Here is a 15,154-nt window from a genome sequence, read left to right as displayed (position 1 = left end):
TTGATTTAACCATTCTCTTTTGCATTATAGAGCATCTTTATCGGTTCGGGAAATCTGGGTTTGGAGGATTAGGCAATAAAGTGCGAGGTCTGTGTATTTAGGATTCTTGCTCTTACTCATACTATGAAGGCAGGCGAATAAAACAGTAAAAGGATAAGGCAATGACCGAAGAGAAGACAAAAATCGCATTGGTAACAGGGGCGAGCAGAGGGCTTGGCAAAAATACCGCGTTGAGTCGGGCCAAGAAAGGGGTCGATGCGATCGTGACCGATCGCAACAGCGATGAAGAAGCCAAAAGTGTTGTATGTGCGATCGAAGCGATCGGGGCTAAAGCTGTTGCACTGCAATATGTTTCTTTAATTAAAATCAACCTCGCTTGAAGGAAAATGTTAGCAAATCTATAAGCGAGGCAAAATCATGAACAAGCAATTTTTAACTTTCACCGTAGCGGGATCAATATTTATGGTTTCACCTACCCGATCGCCAGAAACAGTTCTACAACCTTCTGAAACAATCACACGCCAAGATCGGGGCGAAAAAGTTCTGAATAGTTTGTCAGGTGGAAAAGGTTTGCCGCCGCATTTTGTTCAGCTTCAAAAAGATTTCCCAGAACTTGCCGACATGACGCTCAAATATTCCCTAGGCGATATCTGGGCTCGTGAGGTGCTTGATAATAAAACCCGCCAGCTTATATCACTTGCAGGGTTTGCGGCACAAGGCACAATGCCGCAATTCAAAGTTCACGCTCAATATGCCTTGAATTACGGTGCTACGCCGGAAGAGCTGATGGAAGTTATTTATATCACCACAGTGACTTCCGGTTTCCCCCGCGCCTTGATTGCGGCAGGAACTCTCAAAGAGTTGTTTCAGGAAAATAACATCAAATTCCCAGTAACATCACAAAAATAGGAGATATCAATGTCAAACTTAAATGGAAAGGTCATTATCATCACTGGAGCGAGTAGCGGAATTGGTGAAGCCACTGCTAAATTGCTTGCTAAAAACGGCGCGCGAGTGGTTTTAGGCGCACGTCGCACCGATCGCCTAGAAGCGATCGCCAAGGACATTTACACCGAGGGTGGAACAGTCGAATACCAGGCTCTAGATGTGACGCAACGCAGTCAAATGGAGGCGATCGTTCAATTTGCCCAAAGTAAGTTCGATCGCGTAGATGTCCTGATTAACAATGCTGGAGTCATGCCCCTATCTGCACTCGAACAACTGAAAGTTGAGGAATGGGATCGCATGATTGATGTCAATATCAAAGGTGTTTTGTACGGCATCGCGGCGGCACTTCCTGTCATGAAAGCACAAAAATCTGGTCAGATTATTAATCTTTCCTCGATCGGCGGACACGCGGTTTCTCCTACTGCTGCTGTTTACTGTGCTACTAAATTCGCCGTTAGAGCCATCTCAGAAGGCTTGAGACAAGAAGTTGGGGGCGACATTCGGGTGACGGTGATTTCTCCTGGAGTAACGGAGTCTGAGTTAGCCGAGAGCATCACTGATGAAACTGCAAGATCGGGAATGCAAGAATTTCGCAAAATAGCTATTCCTGCTGCTGCGATCGCGCGATCGATTGTATTTGCGATCGAACAACCTGACGATGTTGATGTTAGCGAAATTATCGTCAGACCAACAGCAAGCCCTTACTAACGAAACAGGAAACTTCTCTCTTGAAAATACGGTATGATGAAGCTCGTAATTTGGCGGCCGCTAATGCCCAATTCCCTAGTTAGATTTCGTCATATCTCTCACCCAGTTGCGGAAATTAACCTCCGCTTCTACTTCATCTAGCTGCGCTGTTGCCAAGAATTCGTAGAGCTTTTCCTTGGGAAGTATCGCAAAAGTGGGGCTGACCGATACTTCCAAATACTCATCGTTCTCTAGCTTATAAATTCGCCATTCTCTACCATTGTACCGCCAAAACTCGGGTACTCCCATACTGGCATAGAGAGCTGGCTTATCAATATCGGTATGGGTGATATCTATTTCTACGACTAAATCGGGTGGCGGATCTGTGGCTAGATCTACTGTACGACCGGCGACGAGGGGCTGATTTTGGATGTAATAGGCATTATCTGGTTCTGCACCGCGCTCTAAGTCCGATCGATCCAGGGTTGTCGAACCCATTGTTTTGATTTTTAAACCTAGCTCTACAGCCAAAATAATAATCAGTCGTTCGATTAAGCGTGCTGAAAATTCGTGTTCTTCTAAAGGCATGGTAATTTCTAAAATCCCCCGATCGAATATCAATGTAGCCGCTCGGTTATCGCCTAAAATCTGTAGCAGTTGTTGATAACCCTGCCAAGTAATATTTCTCAACAATACTCGCTTTTCGCCTATGAGTAACGGAGGTGCGATCGGCGCAACAGAAATCATATGTTTACTTCCAGATATGATATTTCTAAGATAACATAAGGAACAGGCAAGATGCCTGTGCCACAACTAACAAATTATTATTGAACGGGCTCTTCGGCCTGTTCCACAACTAACAAATTATTATTGAACGGGCTCTTCGGCCTGTTCCACAACTAACAAATTATTATTGAACAGGCAAGATGCTTGTTCCACAACTAACAAATTATTATTGAACGGGCAAGATGCCTGTGCCACAACTAACAAATTTTTGATTGTGGAACGGGCATCTTTGCCGTTATTAAAAATACTCAACAAATTCTATTTACTCTGCTCTGTTCTCTGCCGCAAAATAAATTCCGCTAGTGCTAAATCAACGGGTGTTGTGACTTTCAAATTCGTCTCTTCTCCCTCCACAATTTGCACTGGTAAACCGCATTTTTCAAACAAAGCCGCATCGTCGGTAACTTCCCAACCTTTCTGTCGCCCTTGTTGGTGACACTGCTTTAACAATTTCACTTCAAATCCTTGGGGAGTCTGGGCTGCCCACAAATTGCTTCTTTCAGGGGTGTCTCGCACGATCCGACGCTCATCTACGACCTTAATCGTATCCTTGACCGGGACGGCTACAATCAAGCCCGGACAGGTCAAGAGGGCCTCTGCCGATCGATCGAACAATTCAGCAGTTGCCAAACACCTCGCGCCGTCGTGAATCAACACTCGATCGGCATTGGGCGGCAAAGCCTGCAAACCGTTGTAAACTGACTCTTGCCTGGTGGCGCCTCCTTTAATCAGTTCCACGGGCTTAACCAAAGATAAATCGCTCAGAATTGCTTTAAAATCAGGAAAATCGTCTGGCTGGCCCATAATGCCAATCCAGCTAATGTGCTGCGAAGCTTCAGCCGCAGCCAAAGTCCAACTCAGCAAAGGTTTTCCCAGCAAAGTCAGCAGCAGTTTGTTCCGCTGACTCCCCATCCGTCGCCCCGAACCCGCCGCAGGAATTAATAAGTGCATTAACTAACCGTTCTTAACCCAACTAGGTATATATTAAGAGCGTCCTGTACTTTTGGGTCAGTTGTTTAGCTGTCAGCCAGTAGCTTTTAATGTCTAGAAATACTATAAGCTGATAGCTGAAGGCCGATCGCACAGAGCTACCTCGATAGATAATAGCCGATCGTTTATGATGCGAATACTAGCACTTGTCCCAGGCGGGATTGGCGACCAAATTTTATTTTTCCCCACCCTCGATGACCTCAAGCAGTCTTATCCAGAGGCGCAAATTGATGTCATCGTGGAACCGAGGGCGAAGGGCGCTTACCGAGTCTGCAAGTCCGTCAAAGAAGTCTTGACGTACAATTTCAAAGACCGCAACGCTCTGGCAGATTTGGGCAATTTACTGGGCGTAATTCGCGATCGCGAATACGAAGCAGTGATTTCCCTCGGCCAGCGTTGGACTGTAGGACTTCTGCTGTGGCTGACTGGCATTCCGCAGAGAGTTGGCTATTCCGGAACCAACGGCGCTCGATTTCTCACCGCTGCCGTACCGCTGAAAACTGAACAGTACGCGGCTTCAATGTACCACGATTTGTTGCAAGGATTCAACATTAAAAATCCTTGTCCGCCGCTGGCAATTAATGTACCAAAACAGGACATTCAGTGGGCGGAAGCCGAACAGCAGCGGTTGGGAATCAAAGAGAGCGGTTACATTCTCATTCACGGCGGTTCCAGTCAATTAGCTGTGTCTAAAGGTATTGACAAAATTTACCCTACAGACAACTGGAAGCAAATCATCGAAGACTGTCAGCAGCGGCAGCCGAATTTGCCTGTTGTTGTTGTGAAAGGCCCCGAAGATGCAGACTTCGTGACAAAGTTAGTCGAGTTATGTCCCAAGGTAAAAGTGATCTCGCCTGATGATGTCGGCAAGTTGGCGGCCACTATTGCTGCTGCTAATTTGATGATATGTACTGACAGTGCGCCGATGCACTTAGCTGTGGCGGTTCAAACTTATACAATAGCTTTGTTCGGCCCGACTGAACCGGCGAAATTGCTGCCAAAGAGCGATCGATTTTTGGGCATTAAATCTCCTACTGGCAAAATGGCAGACATCTCTCCTCAAGAGGTTTTAAAGAAAGTTTGGGGCGGCTAGAAACTAGGATATCTAAGTCAGGACACGGCGCCGTGCCCTGTCCCTACAATTTAGCTGGTTTCCAGGCTCTGCCTGGGAACCCATATCTAGAGGCTCTGCCTCGCTTGTCTGGGCTGCACAAGAGGCACAGCCTCGCTTGTCTGTGTCCCCAGGCAGAGCCGGGGACGAGGAAAGAAGTCGGGTATCTCAAACTCTATGTTAGTCTTCCCAATCATCCATCATCCTCTAAAAGTAATACCAAATTTACATGAAGTTGCATAAGTATTCACGGTATTCCGAGCGGGTGGTATCTGGATATTTGTCACTATCTGAGCAAGTTGAGCCGAGTATCCGTCTAACTCACTTTTCATCGTGCCACCTTATTTTTCTGGTTGTACATAACCTTTTATTTGATTTTGTTTCAGTAGTCTGTGTACAAAAGCTTTACTCACATCAAATTGCGCGACTAATTTTCAATTGATGTATTTTCTGACTCGTAGGCTTTGACTACTTTTTATCGCTCATGCGATTGAGTAAAGTTTGATTTTACCTGTTTGTGTACTGACACGAGTGTACTCTATCTACTTGCAATCTGCTGTAGGTACTGACGGGTGTTCCCCAAACCAAAATTTTTGACACGATCGATCGCTCCTGAATCAAAAATTTAGCCATAGTTAAGAATACTTGGCGTTGCTTAATACAGGGCTCAATTCAATAGTTCCGAATTGCCATCAGCCAAGTCGGGTGAGTTTTGTAACTTCCGAAAAAATTTGGTTCGTACCGTTAATCAGCAACGCCTCATACTTTACTCGCGCTAATTCCTAAAGATTGACGCTGCTCATATCGGGGTAGCGATCGCCCGCGGCAATTCCTAATGGTAGCGCTTTCCCGAGCTGGTCTAGTTCTGCTGCAGTCAGCGTCACAGCGGCTGCGGCAATGTTTTCTTCTAAATAGGTGCGGCGTTTGGTGCCTGGAATCGGCACAATGTCTTCGCCCTGCGCTAAAACCCAAGCCAGTGCCAACTGTCCAGCTTTGATGCCCTTAGCTGCAGCCATCTGCTCAATCTGCTCGACTAGCTGCAGATTTTGCTGGAGATTATCGTCTTGAAAGCGAGGAGATCGTTGTGCGCGATAGTCTCCCTCAGATAGCGTGTCGAGGCTCTTGATTTTGCCTGTGAGAAACCCGCGCCCCAGAGGGCTATAAGGCACAAATCCAATCCCTAACTCTCGACAGGTGGGCAAAATCTCGGCTTCAGGCTCGCGGCTCCAGAGCGAATATTCAGTCTGGAGTGCCGAAATAGGATGCACTGCATGGGCGCGGCGGATCGTGGCGCTCGCGGCTTCGGAAAGCCCAAGGTAGCGAACTTTCCCCGCTTGGACGAGCTGCGCCATTGCACCTACGGTTTCTTCGATGGGAGTGTTTGGATCGACTCGGTGCTGGTAGTAAAGATCGATCGCATCTACGCCCAGACGCTTGAGACTGGCATCGCAGCAAGAGCGGACATATTCGGGTTTGCCATTCACGCCTAGAAAGCTGCCGTCGCTACCGCGTACATTGCCAAACTTGGTGGCGATGATGACTCGATCGCGATGCCCTTTAATTGCTTTGCCAACCAACTCCTCATTGTGACCGATACCATACATATCAGCCGTGTCGAGCAAAGTCACGCCTAGCTCTAAGGCGCGATGAATGGTGGCGATCGCTTCTGACTCATCGGCTGTGCCGTAGAACTCGGACATCCCCATACAGCCGAGTCCTAGTTCCGATACCAGTAATCCTTGATTGCCGAGTTTTCGCTGTTTCATGATATTCTCCTCTGACTTTAAAGTGTTTGACGTTGACGAGTCGGACGCACGATCGTTTCATTTATATCAACATCACCGGGCTGCTCAATGGCATGGGCGATCGCACGGGCAATGGCATCTGCATCAATGGCGATCGCATAAAGTTCATTCTCGCTGCTGTATCTCGATCGTCAATCGTGTCGGTCAACTCAGTAGCAACGGCTCTTGGTGAGATATTAGTCGAACGGATTTCACCGTTTGACTCTAGCCGCAGCCCTTCAGAGATCGCTCGCACTGCGTACTTGGTAGCACAGTAGACCGCTGACCCCGAAAACACCTTATGTCCGGCCACAGAAGATAGGTTAATGACGTGACCAGACTTTTGCTGGCGCACAGTTGGCAACAGGGCAGCCATCCCGTACAGAACGCCCTTGATGTTGACATCGATCGTCCGATCCCACTCCTCCACCTTTACTTGGTCGAGGGGAGAGAGCCGCATCAAGCCGGCATTATTTACGAGTACGTCGATGCGGCCACAGGTACTCAAAGTTTTTTGCGCCAAGGCTTCCACCTGTGCACAATCTGCCGCATCTGTCACTTGGTAGGTTGCTCTTCCCCCTGATTGGGCGATCGGGGCAACAAGTTGTTTGAGCCTATCTTCGCGGCGGGCAGCTAACATTAGTTTGGCTCCACTAGCAGCAAGTCGCCTCGCGGTTGCCTCACCTAACCCACTGCTGGCTCCGGTGATGATTGCTACTTTGTTTTGAATTTCAGACATATTAACTTCTGTGGGCTATTGAGTGTGTGCCACGAAACATTGGTACTGAAATCAACTAAACTCAGCATTATTCAACTTCTAGCTCAACTAGCTTGTAGCTTGATCAATGTTTGTGTCCCAGCAGCGTCACTAATCCGAAGCGCCATCATCACGCCGTTTGAGTCCTGTGCCGTTAAAATTTCAGTTGGTGAATCGATCGTGTGAGCGTAAGTCACCACATCTTTACCCACTTCAATCACCAAATCATCTCCCTTTCCAGGGGGATCGTAAACCATCGCCATCAATGGTGCGTTCTTAATCAGTTCTGCATCACCGAGTTCTGAATTGATGATTTCGATGGCAATATGCCGCCCGCGATTACCATCTGAAAACTGATCGAAAAATTCACCCCATCGCTCGCGCGGCACAGATTTGTTTATCTTAATTTTGTTTGTCATAGGATTCGTTGTGAAAAAATAGTAAAAAGAATCAAAGCCATGGATTCATTATTGTAAACTCTCGACCTAAGAGAATGGGGTTTCCCTCAAGATTCTCAACGTTTGAGGGATCTCGCTTCTTACCGACTACTGACTCCATCTGTCGTGCGTCCGCTCATTTCACTGGCGTGGATGCGGTAGAGGGCGATCGCTTCTGAAAGTCCCCGAGCATCAATCTAGGTGCGATCGCAGGTGACAGCGTTGGATTGCGATCTTCGATCGAGTGCATTGCCCGATCGATATCTTCCTCAAGAGTGAGGCGCGCGGCTCGACCATTTACGATCGCGCTGCGCCAATAAAGCCGATCGTGTATTTCTTCAACCAGCAGGCAGATTTCTGGATTCGCGTCTGTGTCATTAGTCTTCATGCCTTCGGTGGTAAACAGGTAGATGTCCGAATCTTCGAGATAATAATTCATTGGCATCACGTAGGGTTTGCCTTCGTGTATGCAGCCAAGATGACCTTACCCTACTTTGTAGAGCAGCTCGTCTATTTCTTTTGAACTCATTTCATCAATATCTAACATTACTATTTTCCTATAATTTTATTAATAGTATTGAATAGAAATACTCCGCGCTTTACATCTATCGTTAGATAGACTCGATCGCCTCACAAATCTGCTGCCCGCTTAATTGATGCTTTTTTACCCACAGTTAGGCTAGCAACAACCAAACAGGTCGTGACTAGGGCGATCGGCTCCCCAGTTTCACCAAGCAAAATTACCGCAACAATGAGCGTCAAAAATGGCAGAAATAACTGAATTGAACTATATTAAAATTACTAAATATTATGCCTAAACCAGCAAAAAACGCTAAAAATTGATTGAATAAATTGAAATATGCAAAACACAACTATGCGATAAATGCAGTTATTATAGCTTAGTTTAAACAACAAATATTGTTAGTAAAATCTCGAAATTAGTGACAATCACTAACGCCCAACTGATAACTTGCCATCCACCTCAAACCTTAGCTTTAGCTAATTCCCCACCTTCAGCAGAGGCAACAGCCGCAGCAATTACAGATCCAAACAAAGCTAAATCTGCCGGTTGAAGGTGTCCCGCACCGCTAATCCAAAACAGACAACCGTTGTGTTACCGAAAATACTAGCCATCCAAAAAGTGAAATCAGGGCGATCGCGCGATCGCAAAACCCGCGCTATCGCTGTTGCTAAAGGCAAAAATCTTAACACCACAGAACCGTGGGCAGCAGGTACTTGCTGCATTGCCCAAGCCGATAGTACCGAAAATCCCAAAACACTCAAATCCGACAGCCAATCAACTCCTAAATTGCTGTTCTTAGGGAACGGGTTGATGGGTGAACCCCAGAGTAACTCCTGCTAGTATAGCTGCTACTAATCCGCGTCCCGAACCAACAAAAATCAGGTCTAAATCTAGGACAGCGACTCTGGTTGCTGGTAGTGTCAAGCTGAATCCAACTACGCCCCAAAAACCGTAACAGTCATAGATGCAAAAACCCGGTTGTTTGATGTAATTTGCTTGTATTAGCTCAAACGTGACAGCGAGAAACCGCTTGTTTGGAAGCGTGCGTCCATGACTGCGTAAGTTAAGCCGATAGTTTCCGCATTTTAGAGAGAAATTTTCCAGTATAATTTCAGGGAATCTCCAATTTCGATGAGTTTAGGTGTTCTGTGGCGCACCTTACCCATATTAGTTATGAAAGTAGCAAAGCTGCTCTTACTCGCAAATGCTACAATAATAACTTGTGAACTTCTCTTTGTTTGTTAACTCTGCGTGTTTTGTGTTCTCTGCGATCTAAACAAGTGCTTATGTTGAAACTATACGAATATTCGCTTTCTGGGAATTGCTACAAAGTCCGCTTGCTTTTAAATCAACTGAATATTTCGTTCGCTAGGATCGAAATTGATATTCTCAAAGGAGAAAGTCGAACTCCTGAATTTTTAGTCAAAAACCCTAATGGGCGTATTCCTGTTTTAGAAATAGAACCGGATCAATTTCTCTTTGAATCCAATGCGATTATATTTTATTTGAGCGAAGGTACTAAGTTTTTCCCGACTGAGAAATTTGAACGAGCTCAAGTCATGCAGTGGTTATTTTTTGAACAATACAGCCACGAACCTTTTATTGCGACTTCTCGGTTTTGGTACATGACAGGAAAAGCTGAAGAATATCGAGAAGCACTGCAACAAAAACAAGCACCCGGTTATGCTGCTTTGGGGGTGATGGAACAGCATTTAGAAAAACATGACTTTTTTGTTGGTGATTTTTATACGATTGCTGACATCGGTTTATTTGCTTACACTCATGTTGCGGGCGAAGGCGGATTTGATTTAACCAGATTTCCAGCAATTCAAACTTGGATCGATCGCATAAAAAGTCAACCTCGATATATCAGCATTACACAATCAACTTAAAATTAGTAAGGTGCGGACTCCGCACCCGTAGAGTCTGTAGATAAATTATATTTATGAATTGCTAATGGCTACATTTTGCCTAGTTTCGCTCGATCGCCTCGCAGCATCTCCCACCTTCAAAGCGTACAAACTACTGGCATTATTCACGTACAAAGGCGTACCGTTTAACAAATGTTCCAACACCATATCGGTGTCTTTAGCAAACAAACCGCGCCGCGTTCCTACTTTGATGGTTTGCCGGTTGTCTCCCTGAATTAATTGACCGGATTCTGGAGTGAAAATCAGCGTTCCTTCTTCTCCGTAAATTGTAAAAATGTTTTCAGACTGCCAAAAAGTCTCTCCTTTTCCGTAAACAGCTTCAGCAACAAGGCCATTGGCAAAGCGCAACTGTGCATTGCACAAACAAGCTTTGTACAAATCCGGCTGAGTGTCCCAAAATTGAGCTTGACAGTTAACGCTTGTGACTTCCCCGAATAAATCGGTAAATCGGTGCAGTCGCGAAATTGCACCAACTAACGGAAATCCAAAGAGGGAATGTTGATAAGTCCACCGCTGCGGGGCTGGATGTTGAGGATTAACAGTCAGGTAGCGGGCGTAAAACACTTTACCGATTAAGGGCAAAGATTCTTTGATTGCTAGGTGCAAACCGCCTAACAGTTCGATGTGTTCGATGTGGAGGAGTTTTTGCTTTTGGGCGGCAAGTTCGATCGCCCTTTCGGCCTCAGATACTTCTAAAGATAGAGGATATTCGACCACAACGTGCTTGTCATTTTCTAAGGCCGCCAGGACGATCGCCCCGTGATCCCGGTTCACCGTACAGACGATTACCAAATCTAAATCGTCTCTTTCTACCAGCTTGCGCCAAGAAACAGCAGCTTCGGCCCCGAATCCCTGACAAAATGCTGCGGTTTTCTCCGGGTTGCGGCCAGCAATCGCTACTAAGTGCGATCGCCCATTAGCTTGAACCGTCTCGGCCCTCAACTTAGCGGCAAAACCAGTACCCACAATCCCCACGCGAATTGGAGAATTAACTGAAAAACCAAAGCGAGTATCAATATTGGTCATGGGATTTTAGATGCGACATTTTAGATAGTTACAGACTTGCGGTGCAATGGTTGAGGTTGCCATCGCCCAGATTTTAAACTGTGGTTGTGGTGCGATTTATTCGATCGAGCCTTTAACACCCAAGTCTGAATGCGATCTAACTATACATTTCACCGCCTGCTGGGACTTGCCTTGCAGCAAGTATTGCAGAAACTCGATCGGCGTACCGCAAACCAAAAAGCGGGTTTTTGGGTGTATTTAGCGACTCAAAACAGGATTTTTCCCAACAGCCGGGTGATTTGGCGCAAGTCCGGCAGCAACAGTATCCCACCGCTGAACCCCACATAGGTATAAGCAATCAAGATGAAATTAGAAAAAGTTATAACTAATCCCATTCAAATTTTTGGTAAATGAGTGTTGCAACCTTGCTTCTTTCCCCTACTATCATAGAGGGAACGAACCTAAGACCTAACCTCAAAGCTAATAGAGCCTTGAAGGTTGCATTAGGAAAAATTATAAATTTTGTTGAATTTTTGAGAGGATTAGTGCATGGCAACTTACAAAGTTACCCTCGTCAGCGAAGCCGAAGGACTTAACCAGACCATTGACGTTGATGAAGATACTTACATTCTCGATGCTGCGGAAGAAGCAGGACTCGACCTCCCCTACTCTTGTCGCGCTGGTGCTTGCTCCACCTGCGCCGGCAAAATCATATCAGGCACAGTTGACCAATCCGACCAATCTTTCTTGGACGACGACCAAATCGAGGCCGGAATGGTTCTCACCTGCGTCGCCTATCCCACGTCTGACTGCACCATAGAAACTCACAAAGAAGAAGAGCTCTACTAAAATCGGGGCAGTCAGCAATCTCGTCTAACTCCAAGCTATTGATTAATAGCTGTTTGAGGCGATAGCTGACCGAATAATTTGAGATTTTAGATCGCAGATTTTAGCTGACTCGTAAAACCAGTCTAGAATCGAAAATCTAAAATCTCAAAATTTTAGGACTTGTGCTAAAAATACCCAAAAATCCCGGATTGAGATTGCATTGCTCCTGCTTGCATTCGATATTTTTTACGCAAGTCCTCACTCAATTTTGGGAGTTTAATTTTATTTATTGGCCCCAAAATGTAATGGCATCGCTGAGCGGCACAACTTGAGCGCCGGGAAAATAAAAGCTCAGAATTTGAGATCCGTTCCAGCCCAAATTAGCCAAATTGTAAGAACCAGTCTGACTCATCCCCACTCCGTGCCCGAAACCGCCTCCCACAAAAGCGTAACCGTTGAGAGTTTTGTCGGGATTGTAAATTGGTTCTAGGTAAAAAAGCGTGCTGATCGGCGGGTAAAAAGCATTGCGAATCTCGTCTTTGTCGATATCGATCGGGCCCAAGTCAGTTTGAACCTTCATTTTCAAAACTCGACCTGCGGGCGACCTTTCCACCACTTCCACCTGAGTGACAGTTTTCAAATTAGCCAGCGGGTGCTGTTTCTTCTGAAGGTACTGTTTGAGAAATCCACCAATCGCCGTCAAAGAAGCGGGTTCGCGCCACCGAAAAGTGTCTTCTTTTTCTTCATTAAACCCTTTTTCCAAACTGATAAAGCGGCGGAAATTGTTTTCGTCAGACAAACTCTGCTTGGACAAATCCCATACATTGTTAGGGGAATCGACGATCGATCGCAAATACGGACGTTCCGGGCCGTGCCACACATCGTTAAAAGAGGCTGTCACGCCGCCGCTAGATGCGGAATAGAGCGCGTCTACTAGCTGATTTTGATAAGTTAGCACCAAACCGCTCGTTTGGGCGATCGCCTTATCGCTTTGCGGGTAAACCTCCGTCAAACCGTGATAAACTTGGCAGTTAACATCAGCGCACAACTCATAATTATCCACAGCAAACCGGCGCAAATTTCTCAGGGCGTAGGTTCTGGCCAAAATAGTTTGAGCGACAATCGCAGCGTAAGGCGAAAAAGCTCCAATTTCGTGAGGAACAACACCCCGCAAATAAGTTTCCGTCAGCACTTCATTCACCAAAGTATAAGTGCCGTAAGCATTTTTTTGCAGGCGCAAACTGCCGCCATAACGGCGAGTTTGTTGAATAGCTTTTTCCGGTTCAGTAGCTGTCGCCTCTTGGGTAGTTTGTTCCAATACCTCAATTACATTTTTCCCGGCCGTCACATCCAACTCATTGCGGTTGAAACGAAAGCCGTTTAAAACCCAAAATGCCTGGGGTATTTGTTTAATAACTTTGGAATCCAAAAAAGCTGTTTTGTTACCTTGAGCTTGCAAACTTTGCAACAGCCAGCGCCGCACCAAAGGAGAGTTGTAAGTATCTCTTTTCGCCCAAACTTGCCAGCGCAAAGGTTGAGCAATTTCTACTTCTATTCCCTGGGCGCGCCACTGATTGGCGCTGTCTTCCGCACTCTCAAAACTGCGGTGAGAACTGAGTACCACTCGTTCTTCTACTAAGGGCGATTCCAGCGGTTTCGGGGCTATTTCTAACTTGACGCTAGCAGCAGTTTTGGTTTCTATGCCTTGAGGAGTTTTGTAACGCAAAGTTAAGCTGTCGCCCGGTAATGCTTTCAGCGTCAGTTTGTCGGTTGCTTTGGTGCCAAACCGCTGCACCACGCCGATTTTGATCGGTCTATTTTGGGGAGTTTGGGCGTATCCCGCAGCGCTGAAAATGGGCAACAGGCACAGTGCGGCGAACACAGTGCTAGAAATGCAGCTAAACCATTTGTAATTGGGAGTGGGAGGTGCTTGAGCGAACACGGTTATCTGTCTCGCGATAGTTGAAATTGGGGGATTTTTGATTGTACGTTAGCACATTTGGCGGCTGCTATAGGGGAATTGCCGAAGATAGGCTGGTTTGGTTGCCAGAATTCTGTTAAGTCAACTTAACGTTAAACCGATAGTCCGACAGGGGTTGAAACCCCTGCCTCAAAGCGAAAGTCCTCTCAAAGAGGACTAATGAATGATTCAGTCCTCTTTGAGAGGACTTTCGCTATTAGACAGGGAATTCATTCCCTGGCGGACTGCCGGGTGGGCGAGAGGACTGGCGGACAAAAAGCTTAAGTTGAAACGACGAAAGGCACTGGCGGTGTCCTGGCTGTGGGTAATATTAATTCCGATGCTACCGGATTTGATATCAAACGCAGGAATCGCAAAAGTTACGGGAGTTTTACATTCTGTTACACCGCACCGGTTTATTTGTACCTACCGACTGATTGGCAAATCATTTTTTCTGAGCACTAATCTCATCGCAGAGGTGTTTATCGCTTTCATCAGCATTATTCTGCAAATAGTCGTGCAGCCAATCGCAGCCTTGCACCAGCATTTCATCTAAACTTCTGATTTGCCACAACCGGGCTGTATTGTCCCCTGATGCCGTAGCGATGTATTTGCCGTCGTGACTGAAACTGACACTGAATACCGCCTCTTGATGTCCTTTAAATTCCTGTATCAGCTTGCCTGTTAAATCCCACAACCTTGCTGTATTGTCCGATGATGCCGTAGCAATGTATTTGCCGTCAGGACTAAAACTGACACTCGATACCCTACGTTGATGTCCTTTAAATTCTTGTATTAACTTGCCTGTTAAATCCCACAATCGCGCTGTTTTGTCCTCTGATGCCGTAGCGATGTATTTGCCGTCGGGACTAAAACTGACACTCGATACCCAACTTTGATGTCCTTGAAATTCTTGTATCAGCTTGCCTGTTAAATCCCACAACCTTGCTGTATTGTCCTCTGATGCCGTAGCGATGTATTTGCCGTCGGAACTAAAACTGACACTCGATACCCAACTTTGATGTCCTTGAAATTCTTGTATCAGCTTGCCTGTTAAATCCCACAACCGGGCTGTTTTGTCTTGTGACGCCGTAGCGATGTATTTGCCGTCGGGACTAAAACTGACACTCAATACCGCATCTTGATGTCCTTTAAATTCTTGTATCCACTTGCCTTTGATATCCCACAACCGGGCTGTTTTGTCCTCTGATGCCGTAGCGATGTATTTGCCGTCAGGACTAAAACTGACACTCGATACCCCATCTTGATGTCCTTTAAATTCTGGTATCAGCTTGCCTGTTAAATCCCACAACCGGGCTGTATTGTCCCATGATGCCGTAGCGATGTATTTGCCGTCAGGACTAAAACTGACACTCGATACCCCATCTTGATGTCCTTTAAATTCTG

Annotated in this window: 20 protein-coding genes; 9 read left to right on the top strand and 11 right to left on the bottom strand. The window is 46.1% G+C overall.

The annotated features are described in order from the left end of the window. Positions 1-161: 161 nt before the first annotated feature. From QUA80_RS15795 to QUA80_RS15785, 3 genes are read left to right on the top strand one after another with little or no spacing between them, the layout of a single operon-like run. On the top strand, positions 162-380 hold the full coding sequence (locus QUA80_RS15795) for an SDR family NAD(P)-dependent oxidoreductase (RefSeq protein ID WP_333425977.1): 219 nt from the start codon (positions 162-164) through the stop codon (positions 378-380). 37 nt (positions 381-417) lie between these two features. Further along, a complete protein-coding gene (locus tag QUA80_RS15790; RefSeq protein WP_333425976.1) occupies positions 418-909 on the top strand; it encodes a carboxymuconolactone decarboxylase family protein in 492 nt (163 codons plus the stop codon). Between the two features lie 9 nt (positions 910-918). Beyond that, complete coding sequence (locus tag QUA80_RS15785) at positions 919-1,656, top strand: SDR family oxidoreductase (protein ID WP_333425974.1); 738 nt, start codon at positions 919-921, stop codon at positions 1,654-1,656. Between the two features lie 75 nt (positions 1,657-1,731). Here QUA80_RS15785 and QUA80_RS15780 read toward each other — a convergent pair whose 3' ends face one another. The 3 genes from QUA80_RS15780 to ispD all read right to left on the bottom strand — a co-directional run bounded on the left by QUA80_RS15780 (position 1,732) and on the right by ispD (position 3,372). Then, the gene (locus QUA80_RS15780) at positions 1,732-2,382 is read right to left on the bottom strand and encodes a Uma2 family endonuclease (protein WP_333425972.1); all 651 of its coding nucleotides are present in this window, start codon (positions 2,380-2,382) and stop codon (positions 1,732-1,734) included. 120 nt (positions 2,383-2,502) lie between these two features. Beyond that, positions 2,503-2,673 carry a hypothetical protein gene (locus tag QUA80_RS15775; RefSeq protein WP_333425970.1) on the bottom strand — a complete coding sequence of 57 codons (171 nt, stop codon included), beginning with the start codon at positions 2,671-2,673 and terminating at the stop codon, positions 2,503-2,505. 6 nt (positions 2,674-2,679) lie between these two features. Continuing rightward, positions 2,680-3,372 carry a 2-C-methyl-D-erythritol 4-phosphate cytidylyltransferase gene (gene ispD / locus QUA80_RS15770; RefSeq protein WP_333425968.1) on the bottom strand — a complete coding sequence of 231 codons (693 nt, stop codon included), beginning with the start codon at positions 3,370-3,372 and terminating at the stop codon, positions 2,680-2,682. A 169-nt stretch (positions 3,373-3,541) separates the two neighbouring features. Here ispD and QUA80_RS15765 point away from each other — a divergent pair, with 169 nt between their 5' ends. Continuing rightward, entirely contained in the window at positions 3,542-4,504 is a 963-nt protein-coding gene (locus QUA80_RS15765; RefSeq protein ID WP_333426075.1) for a glycosyltransferase family 9 protein, read from the top strand. 800 nt (positions 4,505-5,304) lie between these two features. Here QUA80_RS15765 and QUA80_RS15760 read toward each other — a convergent pair. From QUA80_RS15760 to QUA80_RS15740, 5 genes are all read right to left on the bottom strand, one after another. Continuing rightward, positions 5,305-6,288 carry an aldo/keto reductase gene (locus QUA80_RS15760; RefSeq protein ID WP_333425966.1) on the bottom strand — a complete coding sequence of 328 codons (984 nt, stop codon included), beginning with the start codon at positions 6,286-6,288 and terminating at the stop codon, positions 5,305-5,307. 61 nt (positions 6,289-6,349) lie between these two features. Further along, the gene (locus tag QUA80_RS15755) at positions 6,350-7,045 is read right to left on the bottom strand and encodes an SDR family oxidoreductase (protein ID WP_445302244.1); all 696 of its coding nucleotides are present in this window, start codon (positions 7,043-7,045) and stop codon (positions 6,350-6,352) included. Positions 7,046-7,128: 83 nt separating this feature from the next. After that, positions 7,129-7,482, bottom strand: a complete 354-nt coding sequence (locus QUA80_RS15750) for a DUF5335 family protein (protein ID WP_333425964.1) — start codon at positions 7,480-7,482, stop codon at positions 7,129-7,131. Positions 7,483-7,636: 154 nt separating this feature from the next. Further along, positions 7,637-7,939 carry a pyridoxamine 5'-phosphate oxidase family protein gene (locus QUA80_RS15745; RefSeq protein WP_333425962.1) on the bottom strand — a complete coding sequence of 101 codons (303 nt, stop codon included), beginning with the start codon at positions 7,937-7,939 and terminating at the stop codon, positions 7,637-7,639. A 191-nt stretch (positions 7,940-8,130) separates the two neighbouring features. Further along, entirely contained in the window at positions 8,131-8,262 is a 132-nt protein-coding gene (locus QUA80_RS15740) for a hypothetical protein (protein ID WP_333425961.1), read from the bottom strand. Between the two features lie 179 nt (positions 8,263-8,441). Between QUA80_RS15740 and QUA80_RS15735 the strand changes: the two genes are divergently transcribed. The 3 genes from QUA80_RS15735 to QUA80_RS15725 all read left to right on the top strand — a co-directional run bounded on the left by QUA80_RS15735 (position 8,442) and on the right by QUA80_RS15725 (position 9,915). Then, complete coding sequence (locus QUA80_RS15735; protein WP_333425959.1) at positions 8,442-8,573, top strand: hypothetical protein; 132 nt, start codon at positions 8,442-8,444, stop codon at positions 8,571-8,573. Positions 8,574-8,611: 38 nt separating this feature from the next. Beyond that, positions 8,612-8,863 (top strand): hypothetical protein, encoded by a 252-nt coding sequence (locus tag QUA80_RS15730; protein WP_333425958.1) that lies wholly within the window; start codon positions 8,612-8,614, stop codon positions 8,861-8,863. A gap of 446 nt (positions 8,864-9,309) precedes the next feature. Next, positions 9,310-9,915 carry a glutathione S-transferase family protein gene (locus tag QUA80_RS15725; protein ID WP_333425957.1) on the top strand — a complete coding sequence of 202 codons (606 nt, stop codon included), beginning with the start codon at positions 9,310-9,312 and terminating at the stop codon, positions 9,913-9,915. Positions 9,916-9,966: 51 nt separating this feature from the next. On the opposite strand, the gene QUA80_RS15720 is transcribed toward QUA80_RS15725, so the two are convergent. Beyond that, positions 9,967-10,980 (bottom strand): Gfo/Idh/MocA family oxidoreductase, encoded by a 1,014-nt coding sequence (locus QUA80_RS15720; RefSeq protein WP_333425956.1) that lies wholly within the window; start codon positions 10,978-10,980, stop codon positions 9,967-9,969. Between the two features lie 129 nt (positions 10,981-11,109). Here QUA80_RS15720 and QUA80_RS15715 point away from each other — a divergent pair, with 129 nt between their 5' ends. Together QUA80_RS15715 and QUA80_RS15710 are read left to right on the top strand one after the other, a co-directional pair. After that, positions 11,110-11,307 carry a hypothetical protein gene (locus tag QUA80_RS15715; protein WP_333425954.1) on the top strand — a complete coding sequence of 66 codons (198 nt, stop codon included), beginning with the start codon at positions 11,110-11,112 and terminating at the stop codon, positions 11,305-11,307. Positions 11,308-11,508: 201 nt separating this feature from the next. Next, a complete protein-coding gene (locus QUA80_RS15710; RefSeq protein ID WP_333425952.1) occupies positions 11,509-11,808 on the top strand; it encodes a ferredoxin in 300 nt (99 codons plus the stop codon). 265 nt (positions 11,809-12,073) lie between these two features. Here QUA80_RS15710 and QUA80_RS15705 read toward each other — a convergent pair whose 3' ends face one another. After that, positions 12,074-13,729 (bottom strand): SpoIID/LytB domain-containing protein, encoded by a 1,656-nt coding sequence (locus QUA80_RS15705; RefSeq protein WP_333425950.1) that lies wholly within the window; start codon positions 13,727-13,729, stop codon positions 12,074-12,076. Between the two features lie 463 nt (positions 13,730-14,192). After that, positions 14,193-15,154 (bottom strand): WD40 repeat domain-containing protein (locus tag QUA80_RS15700; protein WP_333425948.1); only part of this gene is annotated, 962 nt, incomplete at its 5' end.

The sequence above is a fragment of the Microcoleus sp. F4-D5 genome (assembly GCF_036704885.1).
Taxonomy (GTDB): domain Bacteria; phylum Cyanobacteriota; class Cyanobacteriia; order Cyanobacteriales; family Microcoleaceae; genus Microcoleus.
This window is presented reverse-complemented; position numbering and strand designations above follow the sequence as displayed.